Below are 17,589 nucleotides of genomic sequence, written 5' to 3' on the forward strand. Positions count from 1 at the left end.
AATAATGCCTCAATCGCGGGTCTTACTTCATTCCTGTTCCTAATAGTCGCCGCGTAACGGCACTTTATTGCATCAACCTAAATCCAAGCAACTGCCTGGACGGTTCCTGTTAAAACTAAACAACCGCTTATCAATGAGACCGATGACCTCTGTGAAGATTTTAGTTAAAAGTTGGCTGCCTATCATTACGACGACTGTCATTTTTTATCTGGTCGGCCGGTTGACGCTGCCATTATCATTGCCGCCCAGTTACGCTACGACCATCTGGCCGCCGGCCGGCATCGGCCTGGCCGCTGTTTTGTTATGGGGTAACCGGGTTTTGCCGGGGATATTCGCGGCTGAATGGCTGATTCATTATGAAGTTTATGATATATCGGCATTACTGGCATCGCCGCCGGAACTGGCGGTTGCGTTTCTTAATCCGCTTAATAGCGTGCTGAGGGCCTGGCTGGGCAAAGTTCTGGTCAACAAATACGCAGGATTTCCGAACTGCCTGATTTCAACCCGGCTGATTTTTCTGTTTTTCCTGCTCGCGGGCCCTGTAGCCACCTTGTTGCCGGCCATGCTGAGCGTGTATTCGTTATTTCTGGCCGGCGTTATCATCGGACAGGATCTGTTTTTTTCCTTTTTAACCTGGTGGCTGGGCGATTGCACCGGCATAGCCGTCTTTACCCCGCTGTTTTTCATTATTTTTAATCGCTCCCATAGAATCTGGCGCCAACGGTTGCTCCCCCTGGGCGTGCCGTTAGTCGGCATTTTCATAGTGCTTGCGGTCGGCTATTTAGTCGCGCGGCAAAAAGAGGTTGAACACCTGCATAAAGTGATTGATCTTCAATCCACGATTATCCGGGATGATTTGCAAACCGGACTGCGCCAGCACCTGATGACGCTGCAACTGATCAAAGACTCGGTTGACTTGCCGAAGCCGGTATCGAAGAATGATTTTAAAACTTTTGGACGTTCGCTCTTTAATCAGCATCCCGATATTACGCGGCTTGAATGGCTTGAGGCCGCCGGCAATGCTGAAGGCCATCGCTTAATCAGCAAATACCGGGCCATTACCGAAGAGACGGCCGAATTTAAATCCGTGGCGGAAACAGCGAACGGGTTGACAATCGGTGACCGGGAAATAATCGTGACCGGCAAACACGAATTCATGGTTTTACTGCCCGTGTTTCAAACCGATACCGAGCTGAAAGGCGTTGTCGCCGAGGTTGTCAATATTGAGGACTTTGTCAGACAGACCATCAACAGGGCAAATTTTCCGCATGTCATCATCAAGCTTTTCGACGGCGCAAACGCGCCTTTGCAATCCACCCTGTTCCAATCGAGTGGCAATCAGCCCTTATCCGACCCGCTGAACCTGACTGTCCTCGGCGCCGTCAATCTGGCTGATCAGCAATGGTTTCTGGAGATTGCGCCCGATAAGGAATTTCTCAGTGAGCATTATTCCTGGTCTGTTTCGCAAATGCTTGCCGTAGGCATGGTATTGACCGGCTTTATGAGCATCGGCTTGCTGGTACTGACCGGCCATACCGAAACCATCAGGTCCGAAGTCGACAAGCGCACCGAGGAACTCAGGCAAAGCAATATAAAACTGGCGGCCAACGAACAGCAATTCAGAAAACTGGTGCAAACGCAATCGGCCATCGTCTGGCGCGCGGATCCCGCGTCATTCAGATTCCTGTTTGTCAGTGACGAGGCGGAAAGCATACTGGGTTATCCGGTCGACAGATGGCTGAATGAAGCGGATTTCTGGCGCCGGCATCTTCATAAAGAGGACCGGGCAACGGCGGCGGCCTATCGCCTGGAAGAAACCCGGAACCTTCGCAATCATGAATTTGAATATCGCATGGTCGCCGCGGACGGCCGTTGCGTCTGGCTGCGCGATGTGGTTCACCTGATGATTAATAACGGCAGGGTTACGGAAATAGTCGGCTTCATGATCGACATCACCAGACAAAAGAAAGCCGAGGAACAATTGCGCCTGGCCGCAACCACTTTCGAAAGTCTGCAAGGCATCATGATCACCGACAAGAACGCCAGGATCCTGCGCGTGAACAAAGCTTTTACCCAAATCACCGGTTATTCGGCTGAACAAGTCGAAGGGCAAAGCGCCAGCATCCTGAAATCGGGCTATCATGACCCGGCCTTTTACGAGGACTTCCGGTTCCAACTGCAAACCTCCGGCAAATTTGAAGGCGAGATATGGAACCGGCGCAGGAATGGAGAGATCTATCCGGCATGGCAAACGGTCACGGCCGTTAAAAACGATTTCGATGAGGTCAGCCATTATATAAGCGTTTTCTCGGATATCACCGCGCAAAAAGAAGCCGCCGACAAAATCCATACCATGGCTTTTTTTGACGCGTTAACGGCCTTGCCCAATCGCCGGTTATTGCTGGACCGGTTCGAACACGCCCTGGCGGTGGCCAAAAGGCATCACAAGTATGGCGCCGTTATTTTTCTGGACCTGGATCATTTTAAATTACTGAACGACTCCCTGGGTCATGCGGTAGGAGATGAATTGCTGATACAGGTTGCGGCGCGTCTGACTTCGGTGCTCAGAAAAGAGGATACTCCGGCCCGCCTCGGCGGAGATGAGTTTGTGGTATTGCTGCATCCCGATCTGGACAGCTTGACGGTCGCGGCGGATCATGCCATCGCGGCCGCCGAAAAAATCAGGTCCGCGTTAAACCAGGCTTTTTTTCTTAATGATTACCAGCATCAAATATCGACGAGCATCGGCATCGCCTTGTTTCCCGATAACCATGTCGGCACCGATATCATTCTGCAACAAGCCGATACCGCGATGTACCGTTCAAAAGCCAGCGGCCGCAATAGCATCAGTTTTTATCACCCAAGCATGCAGGAAGCGGCCGATGTACGTATCAAGATGGAAAACAATCTGCGCATTGCCGTCGAGCGGAACCAATTTACGCTTTACTATCAGCCGCTGGTCGATAGCGAAGGCGTTGTATTGAGCGCGGAAGCGCTGATTCGATGGCCGCAACCGGGCAAAAACATGATGCAGCCAGCGGAATTTATTGCCGTTGCCGAAGAAAGCAATTTGATTTTAGCGGTTGGTCAATGGGTACTGATGGAGGCGTGCCGTCAAATCAAAGCCTGGCAAACGGCGGGCATCAATTTGCCGCATATTTCCGTCAATGTCAGCTCCCGTCAATTCCGTCAGCCTGATTTCGTCGACCAGGTCCGGCTGGCCCTGACCCGCAGCGGCATTGCGCCGTATCTGCTTGGTATTGAATTGACCGAAGGCGTGATGATTGATGATTTAAACGATACCGTTTCTAAAATGAAGGCCTTAAAGGCCTTGGGGATTTCGATAGCCGTGGATGATTTCGGCACCGGTTACTCGTCTCTGGCCTATCTGAAAAAACTGCCGATCGATATATTAAAAATAGACCGGAGTTTCGTCAGGGACATTTTAACCGATATGAATGATGCCGTGATTGTGCAGGCCATCCTCGGCATGGCCAAACACCTGGGCTTGCACGTCATTGCCGAAGGCGTGGAAACGGCGCAGCAATTCGATCTTCTGAAACAGCAGGAGTGTCCGAGTTTTCAGGGCCATTATTTCAGCCATCCCCTGCCGGCAAAGCAGTTTGCGGAAAAATACTACAGCTTGTGGCGGCGATCCATGAGCTTTTAGAAAAACCCGATCGCCATGGCCTGAACCACGGATTCATCGACGCCTCTTACGCCAAATTTGTTGTGCCAGTAAGAATATTCGGTGCCGACAAAAACCTTGTCGCTTTTCCAGCCGAACAAATCGCCCACATCCAGCAGCAGTTGCGGCTGCGCGAGAATGTGAAAAGTACCTGTAGCATTGGTATTGCCGGTACGAAAATCGGTAAAGCCCCTGAACTTGAACTTCGTCGAGGCGATTTGAAAAGGCAAGCTCCATACAGGCGTAATCTGCATACCGTATTTATTGCTGACGCTGTCGTCTTTATAAGCGGCGATATCCAGCTGCAGATAATCAAACAGGGAATTGGACAGATCCAGGCTGAATCCCAGCAAATAGGCTTTGAAGTTATCCTGCTCAGGCTTGTTGCTGATGTTTAAACCGGCCATCAGGGATATATCCTTAACCGGACCTGCAGACCAATCCAGACCGGTCACCTTGTTCATGCTCAGGTAAGAGTAAACTTCGGCATAAATTTCAACGCCGATATCATTGCGGTCGGCAAGATCGACGAAAAAGAAATTTGTGCCATGCCGCCAGCCATGCGCATGCTCCACGGTCACGGTGGTTCTTTCATCATCACCGAATTCAAAGTCATTGCCGTACAGCAATTGAATATTACTGGCCGTCCAGTCAACTGCGTTGGCTGTCGGCATGACCATTCCCTGCCAGCATAGCAGAAGAATGGCCCTGTTTATGTTTGGCATCGAGTTTACTGCGCTTTTTCCAGCTTCATTTGCTTCAGATAATGCACGATATCCTGTGCGTCATCAGGCGTTATAAGGTTCTCAAATGTGGGCATTTTCGTGCCGGCACGATACGCGCTCGCATTGCGTATGAATTGGGGCAGTGCCTGTTCCTGAAAATATTCGGTAATGTTTTTCGGAACATTCAGTTCCGGGCCGACATCGCCGCCGGAAAGATTGACTGAATGGCAACGAATGCAATAGCGGCTGAACAATTCGAATCCGTTGCTGATCCGGTCATCGGTTTTAGCGGGCGCCGCGGCGCCGAAATACGCTTTGGCGGGCTGCAATGACAGCGAAACCAACTGAAACGGCCAGGGATAGCGCCATTCGTCCAGGCCTTCTTTCGGCCAAACCAGATAAAACGGCGCGGGCGTTATGGTCTGTTTGCCGAACTTAAATTCCAGCCATTTTTTAGATTCGGGAACGGCTTTATCCCTGAAAGCGATAAAGCCCTGCTCGGCCATGGCGTCCTGATAAGCCATGGACACGTTATATCCGTCGGCGGCTGTAAACACGAGCACCAGTTCATCCGGTTTCGACGAGGGCGGCATGGGGATTTTATTCAGGATTTCCGACAACGGATAAGCCTCGTATTCCTTTGCCGACTTGTAGACGGGGTCGTGGCTGATTTTTACCGTCTCCGGCCGGGGCAACCGCGCGGGCTCGGCTTTAACCAGATTGAACTCCGGCCAGTCCGCCGCCCGGCTTAGCGGCGACATTAATAATATCAATATAAAGCCAAGCGATAGTTTGATAGTTGTCATGATGCAAGCTCTTGTAGTTCTTGTTACGCGGTTTTTTGAAAAGCGTCTGTAAATTCCAGTTTATATTTGCGAACTTTATATATCAGCCGGACATAGGCAGAAAAGGGCTTTTCTGAATCATTTCGGGCTTGATGTCATCCCTCTCCTTCTCTTGCCGCGCAATATCCTTCAACATCTTGAGTAAATAAGCTTCATCGAGCGGCTTGGTTAAATAATAATCAAACCCGGCATTCAATGCTTCTGTTATTTTATTCTCATCGGCATAGGCGCTGATGGCCGCGATGATTAATGGATTGTTCTGGCTTCTTATTGTTTTCACCAGTTCCAGACCGGTCATGACCGGCATGTTGAGATCGATAAGCGCCATCTGATAATGTTGTTCGCTTATCAATTGCAGCGCTTCCTTGCCATTCTTGGCTGAGTCGACGATACAACCGTGTTGCTCAAGCATATTAGCCAGTAACAGCAAATTGATCTCGCTGTCATCGGCAATCAAGACCCGGTTGCAATCATTGTGGCCGACTTCGACCCGATGCTGCCGGCTTCCGTCATACTGATTTCTTATACTGACCGGCAAGGGCAAAGTCACCGTAAAAACACTGCCTCTGCCGGGCTGGCTATCGACGGTAATTTCGCCCCCCATGAAGCCGACCAGTTCGCGTGTAATGGCCAAGCCAAGACCCACGCCTTCCCTGACAAAATCGGTGGTACTAATTTGCACAAAGGGAGAAAAAATCTGTTCCAGATCTTTTTTAGCGATGCCGCAGCCCGTGTCTTCAACAGAGACGATTAGATTGCAGTCATGGTAGCTCGCGGTGATGGTCACACTGCCATAATCGGTGTATTTAATGGCATTGCTGAGCAGATTGATAAGAATTTGCCGGATACGGGTTTCATCGCCGATCAAGTGATGGGGAATGACTTCGTTGTTGACGATGAGCACCAGTTGTTTTTCATCGGCTTGCAGCCTGAAAACCTCAATCAGATTGGATAACAGTGCATCAAAGTCAAAGTCGCCGATATCGATTTTGATTTTATTGGACTCAATCGCTGAAATATCGAGGATATCGGTAATCAGCGTTAACAGATTATCGCTACATTGCTTGATGATGTTTACCTGCTTTTTAACATCCTCAGGCAAATAGGATTTTTTCTGCAACAGTTGCGTAAACCCCAATATGCCATTCAACGGGGTGCGCAGCTCATGACTGATATTGGCCAGAAACTGGTTTTTGGCATTATTGGCGGTCTCAGCGGCATTTTTTGCCTGCAGCAATGCCGCCGTCCGTTCTTCAATAATGGATTCAGTCTGGAAATAGCGCCCGGTCAGTATCAACAGCCCGAGGCCAAGCAAGCAGGTGAACAGCAGCCCGCTGACTAAAACCCACCACATGGGCCAGTAAATACGCGAATTCTCCAGGATCGAATCGTGGACAAAACTCAAGCGCAGCTGCTGGTCGGCGACCGGGAACACATAATACTCGGAAGCATTAACCGTCTGATGACCGGCATCGGAATATATAATTTTTTTCTCGTACTTCGGGCCTTTGGACATGGTGACAGTCAGGAAGCTGCCCGACGTATTCAGCTCGCTAAACGCCCGGCGCACCAGTTCATCAATGGAAATGGCAGCTAAAATAATCCCCCGACGCAGTTTTTCTTCAGTTTCCGCTTCTTTAAACACGGGCATCACCAGATATAGCTTATTTCCCTCGACCAGCACATAGCCGAACTCGGAAGAAGTAAAATCGCCCTTGAGCAGATCGTTTGGATTTGCCGGAAATGCCCGTCCGGCGTTTGAGTAGCCGGTTATCCGCTTGTTCAGTATGGATATGAATTCGACATTGGCGGTTCCGGACGGCGATTCGCTGATCCACATCAGCGAATCGATCTCCTTAAAAGGAGACAGCGCCTGCCTGGTAAATAATGCAAATTCCTTGCTTTCAATCTGGCTCGACCCCATAAAAAAAGTTCTGGCGCTGTTAATGGCGTGCAGGTCGCCATAAATACGATTTTTTAAGGCGCGCGACAAGGTAATCACCTGATTTTTGAATTTTTGCTGGCGCTGTTGTTGATCCGCCTCCCGGACATACGAGAAAAATATAATCACTAATACAAACGTAAAAACCAGCGGGACGCCGACTGAAACCATACGCTTGCGCCAGATCTGCCGCGGCTGGGCGAAAACCATCAGCATCAACGGCGTGAATACCAGAACGCCCATGGTGTCGCCGGCCCACCAGCTGATCCAGTTGACGGGAATTTCAGAGACCGAGATGATGCCGCTCAAATACATGGCGATCATGGCGATCGTTGCCGGTAACAGACAGCTTAAGGGGCCTCCAAGCAGCATAAAAAGCAGAATGCTTTTATCATCCACCAGCGGGTTCGGAAAACCGACGAAACATCTTATCAGGTGGCTGCCGACTAAAGCACAGGAGGTGGCTCCAAAACCGGTTATTACATAAATGGGCAACGATTCCTCGTTAAAGCCAAAGGCCCAGGCACTGATACAGAAATTGCCGATGAATATACCGGGCCAAATCCGCTTGCCCAGCAACAGCATCGCCGCCAGCGAAATGCCGGAAGGCGGCCACAGCGCACCGGCGTTACTGGGCGGTACTTTAAGCATCTGGCCTAATAAACCCGAGGTAAAATAGACGCTGGCAATAAGACCGATTAAAAATAGGTATTTTGATGTACGGATCATTGCTAAACCGGAAGTCATGTTCTGGATTTTATTAATGTAAAATGGTTTCGTTTTACTCTATACCCGGCTTTTTGGAATATCAAAAGCATAACAGAATAAAAGCGTCTGAATAGCTACTAACAAGAAAAATATCATTACGGTAGAATATACCCGTCCCATCAAGCTGACCGGCATATACACGGACTTTAGCCAAAGTCCCCTCGGAATAATTACATGTTGAGAATCACTGAACTTAAACTCCCTCTCGATCATCCGGAAAGCATGATCAAAACCGCCATTCTCGATCGACTCGGTCTCAGCGCGGAACACCGTGTGAATTATACGATATTTCGTCGCGGTATTGATGCCCGCAATCGAAGTTCGATTTTCCTTATTTATAGCCTCGATGTCGAAATCGACAATGAGCAGGCCATCCTGCAGCGCCTGCACGATGACCCGCATGTTTCCCTGACGCCGGATACGACTTACCGTTTTGTAGCCCGGGCGCCTGAACACCTGGCTACCCGGCCGGTCGTGATCGGCACCGGGCCCTGCGGACTGTTCGCGGCGTTGATTCTGGCCCAGATGGGTTTTCGTCCGATCATCCTGGAGCGCGGCAAGGAAGTGCGCGAGCGCACGAAGGATACGTTCGGCCTCTGGCGCAAGCGCCAGTTCAATCCGGAATCGAACGTACAGTTCGGCGAAGGCGGCGCCGGCACTTTTTCCGACGGCAAGCTTCATACCCAGATCAAGGACCCCAATCATTACGGCCGGAAGGTCCTGACGGAGTTCGTCAAAGCCGGCGCGCCCGCCGAAATCCTCTACGTCAGCAAGCCGCACATAGGCACTTTCAAGCTGGTTTCGATGGTAGAACAAATACGCGCGACCATCGAGTCATTGGGCGGCGAAATACGCTTTCAGAGCCGTGTGGACGATATTATTATCGATAACGGGCAGGTTCATGGGGTCAAGCTCGCCAACGGCGAAACGATCCTCGGCAATCACGTCGTGCTGGCCGTCGGTCACAGCGCGCGGGACACCTTCAAAATGCTTTATGACCGCGGCGTTTATATTGAGGCCAAGCCTTTTTCCGTCGGCTTCCGCATAGAGCATCCCCAGTCGCTGATCGACACCTGCCGCTTCGGTAACTATGCCGGCCACCCTTTACTCGGCGCCGCTGATTACAAACTGGTCCATCACTGCCGCAACGGGCGCTCCGTCTACAGCTTCTGCATGTGTCCCGGCGGTACGGTCGTGGCGGCCACGTCCGAGGCCGGCCATGTCGTCACCAACGGCATGAGCCAGTATTCGCGCAATGAGCGCAATGCCAACAGCGGCATTGTTGTCGGCATCACGCCTGACGATTATCCGGGCCATCCGTTGGCCGGCATCGAATTCCAGCGCCGGTTGGAAGCCCGGGCATTTGAACTGGGCGGCGGCACCTATGAAGCGCCGGGGCAACTGGTAGGCGATTTCCTGGAAAAGCGCCCTTCGGTTGCGCTGGGCACGGTACAGCCCTCCTATACGCCGGGCGTGCATTTGTGCGATCTGAGCTCCGCCCTGCCCGACTATGCCATAGAAGCGATACGGGAAGCCTTGCCGGCATTTGATAGAAAAATAAAAGGATTTGCCATGCACGACGCCGTGCTGACCGGCGTTGAGACGCGAACCTCATCACCGATTCGCATCAAGCGCAATGCCGATTATCAGAGCCTGAATACCCGGGGTCTGTATCCGGCGGGAGAAGGCGCGGGCTATGCGGGCGGCATTCTATCCGCAGCCGTGGACGGCATTAAAGTAGCCGAGGCACTGGCTTTGGATTGGGTCCGCGGCCAGCAGGCATAGTTTGTAAAACCGATGAGACAGGGAGGTTCCTTTCAGCGCGCCCCTGACCGGTCTATTTGGATCGTTTGGTCGTATTGAAGACAAATGAGGACACGACGCCGTGCTTGTCAAAGCGAATGAGCAGATCTTCCGTACTGGCATCATCGAACAGACTGTAATGATAGATACCGTACGTCCAGGTTCTCAGGCCGTCTTCGATTCCAGTCCTCCAGGGATTGCCAAAAATGGAGCGTATTTCGTTCTGGGTGGTTTCGCCTATTTTGATCGTCGAAACCTGGCCGGCCGGGAACTCATGCCCGACAGTAGCGCATCCCGCAATAGAGAAAAGCGCCATAACCATGACCAGGCCAGCGGCCGCCTTCCTTAATAATCCCGTTGATACCACGGCATATACAACATCAATTTTCATTATTATCCGATATCGATTTTAAAAATCCGTTATCCTGATATTAAAATAAAAGACTGTCAAATCCACGGTCTATATATGTGAATAAACGTATTTTTTTATTATGTACAGCTTAGTTATAAGAAACCCGGAAAAGCTTATTGCATGGACTTCATTTTAATTTAAACTCCGATAAATTCCTTACAGATAATCCGAGATTTTATTTGTGCAAAATCTGCCATCGAACATGACGGACACCATGTCTTTTTTACCCACCTATAATGCACCGCCTGAACAGCACCGGGAGTATCTGCGGCAAAGTTTACCGTTGATGATAAAGAATAATATTCCAACGGACCCCATAAACTATGCCATCTGGTACGAATATGTCACCGGTAATAACCTGCAGCTGAATCAGGAAGTCGATACATTAATCCGCGACAAAAAAACATTTGACCCCGAAACCAGCTTAAATCTTTATAAAACGCATATCTGTAATGCATCGGCTGAGTCTTTTGAAAAAATTAACCACCAACTGCGGCAGCTGATCGAACAAACAGTACTGGCCGTCAATCTTGCCAGTGAAAAAGCATCGGTCGCCGGCGATCATCTCACGGTTAACTCCCAGACCTTGCAAACAACCGAAGCGCCAACCGATCTGCGCGTCATCCTGGCTGAAATTATCCAGGAAACCAGGCAACTCGCCGAAGCCAGTAACGCTTTAAAAGCCCAGCTGAACGAAACTCACAAGGAAATGGAACTGCTTCGGAACGAACTTGCCCAGGTGCGCGAGATCGCTAAAACCGATGCCCTGACAGGGCTGTTGAATCGGCGGGCTTTTGATAACGCCTTAACCGCATTCGTAGCCAGTCCGACCTGTCAACACGGCTGCCTGGCATTATTGGACCTGGATCACTTCAAGCAAGTCAACGATAGCCATGGCCATTTAGTCGGTGATAAAGTATTGCGGTTTTTCGCCTCGCTGTTGAAAAAATATATCGCCGGCCATCATCATGCCGCGCGCTATGGCGGCGAGGAAATGGCCATTATCATGCCGGATACGGCATTGACCGAGGCCCTGGATATTATCGACCACATCAGAAAAATCATGGAAAGCACCCGCCTGACACGCAAGGACAATACCGAAACCATCGGCAAGGTTACGGTCTCTTCGGGTATTGCGATACTGCGGGCCGGCGATACGATGGAAAGCATTATCGACCGGGCCGATGCCGCCCTTTACCGGGCCAAGGAGACCGGGCGCAACAAAATTGTCGTTGAAAACACGCCTTGATTTATCGCCCAAATTTAACCCCGAAGCCGTTCCGCTTGATGACGCCGCATCGGTTCGAACCCATAGAAAAAACTTTATCGATTTTACAAAACAAGCCCGTTCCTTGAGAAAACGCACTTCCCGCTCATTGCCACTGAAACTTAAACTACGAAACGCGGCGCTTTATTTGCTGCTGACTTTTGTGGTTACATCCGTTGGCCTGTGCGCCTTATTACGCTGGCTTCCCGCGCCAACCTCGGCATTTATGATGTACCGGCATTTTGAGGACTTGGCCGATAATCAGCCATTCCAAGCCATCGACTATACCTGGGTCGGCGCCGACAAAATCTCCCCCAATGCCTCGGCGGCCGTTATTGCCTCCGAAGACCAGCGTTTTTTCCGGCACTCCGGGTTTGATCTGAACGCCATACAGTCCTCAATCGATGTGTATATGGGCGGCGGCAAGCTGAGGGGAGCCAGCACGATTTCCCAGCAAGTCGCCAAAAACCTGTTCCTGATCCCGTCAAAAAGTTTCTTGCGCAAGGGAGTGGAAGCCTGGTTTACGCTGTTGATTGAATTACTGTGGAGCAAGGAACGGATATTGGTGATGTATCTGAACATAGCCGAATTCGGTGATCATTTATTCGGCATAGAAGCGGCCAGCCGCCACTATTTCGGCATTGCCGCAAAACATCTCAGCCGTTCCCAGGCGGCGCTGCTGGCCGCCACGCTACCCAACCCGATCACCCTGCACGCAAAACATCCCTCGAATTATGTGCTCAAGCGCCAGCACTGGATTCTCAGGCAAATGAAAAACCTCGGCTACCCATCCATCAAGAATCGGTAATATTATTAACCATAGCCGGCACGATACAATAAATTTCAGGCAAATCTGGCATTAACCGCCTGATCAAATTAAAATAGCGGAAATTATTATCTTATCGATCCCGCTCGATAAATATACCGTGGTACTCACTCCTGACGGATTATTAATGACTGATTATAAACTGACCCACCTCAAACAGCTGGAAGCTGAAAGTATTCATATTATTCGTGAAGTAGCCGCCGAATTTGAACGCCCGGTGATGTTGTATTCCATCGGCAAGGATTCAGCCGTCATGTTGCATCTGACCATGAAGGCTTTTCATCCTGGCAAACCGCCCTTCCCTCTGATGCACGTCGACACGACCTGGAAATTCAAGGAAATGATCGAGTTTCGCGACCGCATGGTCAAGGACCTGGGCCTTGACCTGCTGGTCCATGTCAACCAGGACGGCGTCGAGCAGGGCATCGGGCCGTTTACCCATGGCAGTAAAAAACATACCGATGTCATGAAAACCGAAGGTCTCAAGCAGGCGCTGAACAAATATCAGTTCGACGCTGCTTTCGGCGGCGCCCGGCGCGACGAGGAAAAATCCCGCGCGAAAGAACGTGTCTATTCCTTCCGCGACAAGAATCATCGCTGGGACCCCAAGAATCAGCGGCCTGAATTATGGAACATCTATAACGGCAGAATCGACAAGGGCGAAAGCATTCGCGTGTTCCCGCTTTCCAACTGGACCGAACTGGACATCTGGCAATACATTCATCTGGAAAACATCCCGATTGTGCCGCTGTATTTCGCCAAGGAACGCCCCGTCGTCAACAAGGACGGCATGCTGATCATGGTCGACGACGACCGCATGCCGATCGAGCCGGGCGACAAGGTGGAAATGAAAATGGTCCGCTTCCGCACCCTGGGCTGCTATCCACTGACAGGCGCCGTCGAATCGACCGCCACCACGCTGCCTGAAATCATTCAGGAAATGCTGTTGACCACAACCTCTGAACGCCAGGGGCGACTGATCGATCACGACCAGGCCGGCTCCATGGAGCAGAAAAAGCGCGAAGGGTATTTCTAACGATACCCGCCACTGCAACATATAACAGGAATTCAGAGAAACAACACTATGTCACACCAATCCGATTTAATCAGTTCCGACATCAATGCTTATCTGGCGCAGCATGAACGCAAGGAATTGTTACGATTCTTGACCTGCGGCAATGTCGACGACGGCAAAAGCACGCTGATCGGCCGCCTGCTGCATGATTCCAAGATGATCTACGAAGACCAGCTGGCCGCGGTTCAGGCCGACAGCGTCAAATCCGGCACCACGGGCGCCGGTAAGATCGATCTGGCCTTGCTGGTTGACGGCTTGCAGGCGGAACGCGAACAGGGCATTACAATCGATGTCGCTTATCGCTATTTCTCCACCGCTACCCGCAAATTCATCATTGCCGACACCCCGGGCCATGAGCAATACACGCGCAACATGGCCACGGGCGCCTCGACCTGCGATCTGGCCGTCATCCTGATCGACGCGCGTTACGGCGTGCAAACCCAGACCAAGCGTCACAGTTTCATCGCCTCGTTGCTGGGCATCAGACATATCATCGTCGCGGTCAACAAAATGGACCTGGTCGATTATAACGAAGCAACCTTCAATCAAATCAAGGCCGATTACCTGGCATTTACCCAGACGCTGGATCTGCACGACATTACCTTTATCCCGATGTCGGCATTGGACGGCGACAACGTGGTCAACCGCAGCGACAACATGCCCTGGTTTACCGGCGTGCCGATGATGGAAGCGCTGAACACCATTGAAATCGCCAACGACCGCAATTTCGACGACGCACGCTTCCCCGTCCAGTATGTCAACCGTCCCAACCTTGACTTCCGCGGTTTCTGCGGCACGGTGGCATCAGGCATTTTCCGCAAGGGCGACCGCGTTACCGCCCTGCCCTCGGGTAAAAGCAGCAAAATCAAGTCAATCGTGACTTACGACGGCGATCTTGATCAGGCGTTTCCGCCGATGGCCGTGACATTGACGCTGGAAGACGAAATCGACATCAGCCGCGGCGACATGATTGTCGGCACGGAGAAAGCCCCGGCCACGGTCGCCGATAAATTCAAGGCCAGCATCGTCTGGATGGCCGAGCAAGCCATGACGCCCGGCCGCCAGTACATTATCAAGCTGGCCACCCGCAGCGTACCCGGCTCCATCTCGATGATCCATCACCGTATCGATGTCAATACCCTGGAACATCACGACGCCAGCGAATTGAAGCTCAACGAGATCGGCACCTGCACGGTTTCAGTCAACGCCCCCGTGGTATTCGACCCCTACAAGCGCACTAAGGGCACGGGCTCGTTCATTATCATCGACCGCCTGACCAACGGCACGGTCGGCGCCGGCATGATCACCGGCCATACGGAAGATGAAATTCAGCAACCGGTCAGCATAGCGGAACGGGCGGCGCGATTCAGTCAGACGGCCACGGCTATCGCCTTGACCGGCGCCAATGGCAAGGACATGGCGTATCAACTGGAACGGAAATTATTCGACACCGGCCATGCCACAACCATCCTGGAAGCCGAAGACGCGGCGCCGCTTATTCAGGCCGTCAAAAATGCCGGCCTGATCTGCTTGTGCGTGAACAGCAATGCCGAGCTGTCGGACATCGCGTTTGACAGCGATAATCAATCGATTGACGATATCTACGCGGCTTTGAAGGATCAAAAAATCATTTATTGATCCTGCAGACAAAAAAAGAGGCGCTCAGGCGCCTCTTTTTTGCTGTTCAACATTTCCAACCGTAGAGCGCGTGCCGCTGTTCCTCGACCCTGCAACACTTCGCGTTCTTCGCGGTTTTTTATGCCCTTGATTGATGCAGGCGCTTCTGCCTTGTATCATGTCGGTTCAGGACTGTTCTCATCCTCCTTTTCCACGGCAACCTCCAGCGCATCGTCAACATTCTCCAGCCAGACAAACTGGAGCTGATCCCGGACCGCTTTCGGGATTTCCTCAAAATCCCTTTGATTGCGCGCCGGCAGCATGACCGTTTTGATGCCGGCACGCGCCGCGGCAATGACTTTTTCCTTGATGCCGCCGACCGGCAGAACCAGCCCGCGCAAACTGATTTCCCCGGTCATGGCCACGTCGTTTTGCACAATACGCTCCGAGAATGCCGAATACAAGGCCACGAATATCGCCACGCCGGCGCTGGGGCCATCCTTGGGAATGGCCCCGGCCGGCACATGCACATGAATGTCGGTCTTTTCGAATAGATCCAGACTCAAACCGAATTCAATCGCCCGAAATTTGACTAGGCTCAATGCCGCCTGCGCGCTTTCCTTCATGACGTCGCCGAGCTGCCCGGTCAGGATCAACTTGCCGGTGCCGGGTATGCGGGTCGCTTCGATAAACAGGATGTCGCCGCCGACGGGCGTCCAGGCAAGTCCTGTCGCGACGCCCGGCACGCTGGTGCGCATGGCGACATCGTTCTCAAATTTTCTCGGCCCCAGAATAGCCGGGATTTGCTCGGCATCAATATGCGCCTGAGTCACATCGCCTTCGGCAATGCGCATGGCAACATGCCGGAACACAGCGCCTATTTCGCGTTCCAGATTCCGGCAACCGGCTTCACGCGTGTATTCCTGGATAATGGTCCGTATCGCCTGATCGGTAATGGAGCATTGCTCGGACGTCAACCCGTTCGCGACCAGTTGCCTGCCGACCAGATAACGCTTGGCGATCTGCTCCTTTTCATCGGCCGTATAGCCGGACAGTTCTATCACTTCCATGCGGTCGCGCAGGGGAATGGGAATATTGTCCAGGACATTGGCCGTTCCGATGAACATGACATGACTCAGATCAAACGGGACCGCCAGATAATTATCGCGAAAAGTCGAGTTCTGTTCCGGATCCAGCACTTCCAGCAGCGCCGCGGAAGGATCACCCTGAAACCCCGCGCCGATCTTGTCCATTTCATCGAGCATGAACACTGGATTGTTGGTGCCGGCCTTTCGGATGGACTGAATGATAATACCGGGCAGCGCGCCCAGATAAGTGCGCCGGTGCCCTCTGATCTCGGCTTCATCATGCAGGCCGCCCAGGCTGGTGCGCACGAATTCGCGTTCTATCGCTCGGGCAATACTGCGTCCCAGTGAGGTTTTGCCGACGCCAGGGGGCCCGACAAAGCAAAGTATCGGGCTCTTGCCTTCCGGATTCAGCTTGCGCACGGCCAGATATTCCAGAATGCGCTGCTTGATCTTGTCCAGGCCGTAATGATCCTCGTTGAGAATCTCGCGTGCCTTACTGATATCGATATCCCCCGTGCTGGCGACCGACCAGGGTATTTCAACCAGCCAGTCCAGATAGCTGCGCAGCATGGAGTACTCGCCGGCTGCCTCGGGCATTTGCCGCAGGCGGTTCAATTCCTTGCGGGCATGCTTTTCCACCTCTTCAGGCATTTTGGCTGCCGCGATGGCGTTGCTGATTTCCTCGATCTCGACCGCGCCTTCCTCGCCCTCGCCCAGTTCCTTTTGGATGGCTTTCAATTGTTCTCTCAGCACGAACTCACGCTGGCGCTGTCCCATCGTTTCCTGGGTCTGCTCATTAATTTGATTGGAAAGCTTCAATACTTCAATCCTGTAATTGAGCATCTCCAATATCTTATCGATACGTTTCTGAACATCGAACAGCCCCAGAATCTGCTGTTTCTCTTCCGCTTTCGTGATCAGATAGCTGGAAACCAGATCCGCCAGCATGGGCGCCGAATTGATCAGCTGAACGGCGCTCACCAGTTCATCCGGCACTTGCTTTGATAAATTCAACACCTCCAGCGCTTTCCGCTTAAGCGTGACAACGCGCGCCTCGATATCCTTGGTTGTTTCTTCAGGTTCCTGGTGCTCCTCCCAACGCGCCACCAGAAAAGGATACCCGGACAGGAACTCCTTGACCCGGAAGCGTTGGAGTCCCTGGCAGACAATATGATGATTACCGTCCGGGGCGGTCAGGTATCGCAATATTTCCGCCACGGTGCCGACCGTATAGAGATCATCGGGGGCAGGATCCTCATCCCGGTCATCGCGCCGCAGCAGCAAGCCGATCGGCTTTTCGGAACGCACCGCATACTGCACGGCCGCGATCGACTGTTTTCGGCCAATCACCAACGGCAGGACGACCTGAGGAAACAATACGGTACCGAGCATGGGCACGATGACCAAGGCATCATCGGGAATGAATAGCCGGGACTGATCATCCTGAGCCTTCCGCATCGCGGCCGAATCATCGTCAGAATCGCCTTTTGACCCCAGAATTAAGTCTTTAAGGTCCTTGATCCGCATATGAAG

At 52.1% G+C, this 17,589-nt stretch carries 11 protein-coding genes; 6 read left to right on the forward strand and 5 right to left on the reverse strand.

All coding sequences use genetic code 11. From position 1 onward, the window contains the following. Positions 1–142 precede the first annotated feature (142 nt). On the forward strand, positions 143–3,670 hold the full coding sequence (locus METMA_RS0121485) for an EAL domain-containing protein (protein WP_020161179.1): 3,528 nt from the start codon (positions 143–145) through the stop codon (positions 3,668–3,670). Here METMA_RS0121485 and METMA_RS0121490 read toward each other — a convergent pair. The 3 genes from METMA_RS0121490 to METMA_RS0121500 form a co-directional block, all read right to left on the reverse strand. Then, positions 3,667–4,362 (reverse strand): DUF5020 family protein, encoded by a 696-nt coding sequence (locus METMA_RS0121490; RefSeq protein ID WP_232216405.1) that lies wholly within the window; start codon positions 4,360–4,362, stop codon positions 3,667–3,669. The two genes, METMA_RS0121485 and METMA_RS0121490, sit on opposite strands and share 4 nt — an antisense overlap. A gap of 56 nt (positions 4,363–4,418) precedes the next feature. Further along, positions 4,419–5,219: a c-type cytochrome gene (locus tag METMA_RS0121495; protein WP_020161181.1), complete on the reverse strand. Its 801-nt coding sequence runs from the start codon at positions 5,217–5,219 to the stop codon at positions 4,419–4,421. An 82-nt stretch (positions 5,220–5,301) separates the two neighbouring features. Further along, complete coding sequence (locus tag METMA_RS0121500) at positions 5,302–7,929, reverse strand: ATP-binding protein (protein ID WP_020161182.1); 2,628 nt, start codon at positions 7,927–7,929, stop codon at positions 5,302–5,304. A 213-nt stretch (positions 7,930–8,142) separates the two neighbouring features. Here METMA_RS0121500 and METMA_RS0121505 point away from each other — a divergent pair, with 213 nt between their 5' ends. Continuing rightward, positions 8,143–9,753 carry an NAD(P)/FAD-dependent oxidoreductase gene (locus tag METMA_RS0121505; RefSeq protein WP_027147526.1) on the forward strand — a complete coding sequence of 537 codons (1,611 nt, stop codon included), beginning with the start codon at positions 8,143–8,145 and terminating at the stop codon, positions 9,751–9,753. A gap of 52 nt (positions 9,754–9,805) precedes the next feature. Here the strand turns inward: METMA_RS0121505 and METMA_RS0121510 are convergent, their stop codons facing one another. Then, positions 9,806–10,162: an outer membrane protein assembly factor BamE gene (locus METMA_RS0121510; protein ID WP_020161184.1), complete on the reverse strand. Its 357-nt coding sequence runs from the start codon at positions 10,160–10,162 to the stop codon at positions 9,806–9,808. Between the two features lie 235 nt (positions 10,163–10,397). Between METMA_RS0121510 and METMA_RS0121515 the strand changes: the two genes are divergently transcribed. From METMA_RS0121515 to cysN, 4 genes are all read left to right on the forward strand, one after another. Continuing rightward, positions 10,398–11,432, forward strand: coding sequence for a GGDEF domain-containing protein (locus METMA_RS0121515; protein ID WP_036298162.1), 1,035 nt, complete (start codon positions 10,398–10,400; stop codon positions 11,430–11,432). Between the two features lie 127 nt (positions 11,433–11,559). Then, complete coding sequence (gene mtgA, locus METMA_RS0121520) at positions 11,560–12,258, forward strand: monofunctional biosynthetic peptidoglycan transglycosylase (RefSeq protein ID WP_051114415.1); 699 nt, start codon at positions 11,560–11,562, stop codon at positions 12,256–12,258. Positions 12,259–12,403: 145 nt separating this feature from the next. After that, complete coding sequence (cysD, locus tag METMA_RS0121525) at positions 12,404–13,312, forward strand: sulfate adenylyltransferase subunit CysD (RefSeq protein WP_020161187.1); 909 nt, start codon at positions 12,404–12,406, stop codon at positions 13,310–13,312. Between the two features lie 48 nt (positions 13,313–13,360). Beyond that, positions 13,361–14,989, forward strand: coding sequence for a sulfate adenylyltransferase subunit CysN (gene cysN / locus METMA_RS0121530; RefSeq protein ID WP_020161188.1), 1,629 nt, complete (start codon positions 13,361–13,363; stop codon positions 14,987–14,989). A 155-nt stretch (positions 14,990–15,144) separates the two neighbouring features. On the opposite strand, the gene lon is transcribed toward cysN, so the two are convergent. Further along, positions 15,145–17,583 carry an endopeptidase La gene (gene lon, locus METMA_RS0121535; protein ID WP_020161189.1) on the reverse strand — a complete coding sequence of 813 codons (2,439 nt, stop codon included), beginning with the start codon at positions 17,581–17,583 and terminating at the stop codon, positions 15,145–15,147. Positions 17,584–17,589 lie beyond the last annotated feature (6 nt).

Origin of the sequence: Methylobacter marinus A45, from assembly GCF_000383855.1 — a bacterium.
Lineage (GTDB): Bacteria > Pseudomonadota > Gammaproteobacteria > Methylococcales > Methylomonadaceae > Methylobacter > Methylobacter marinus.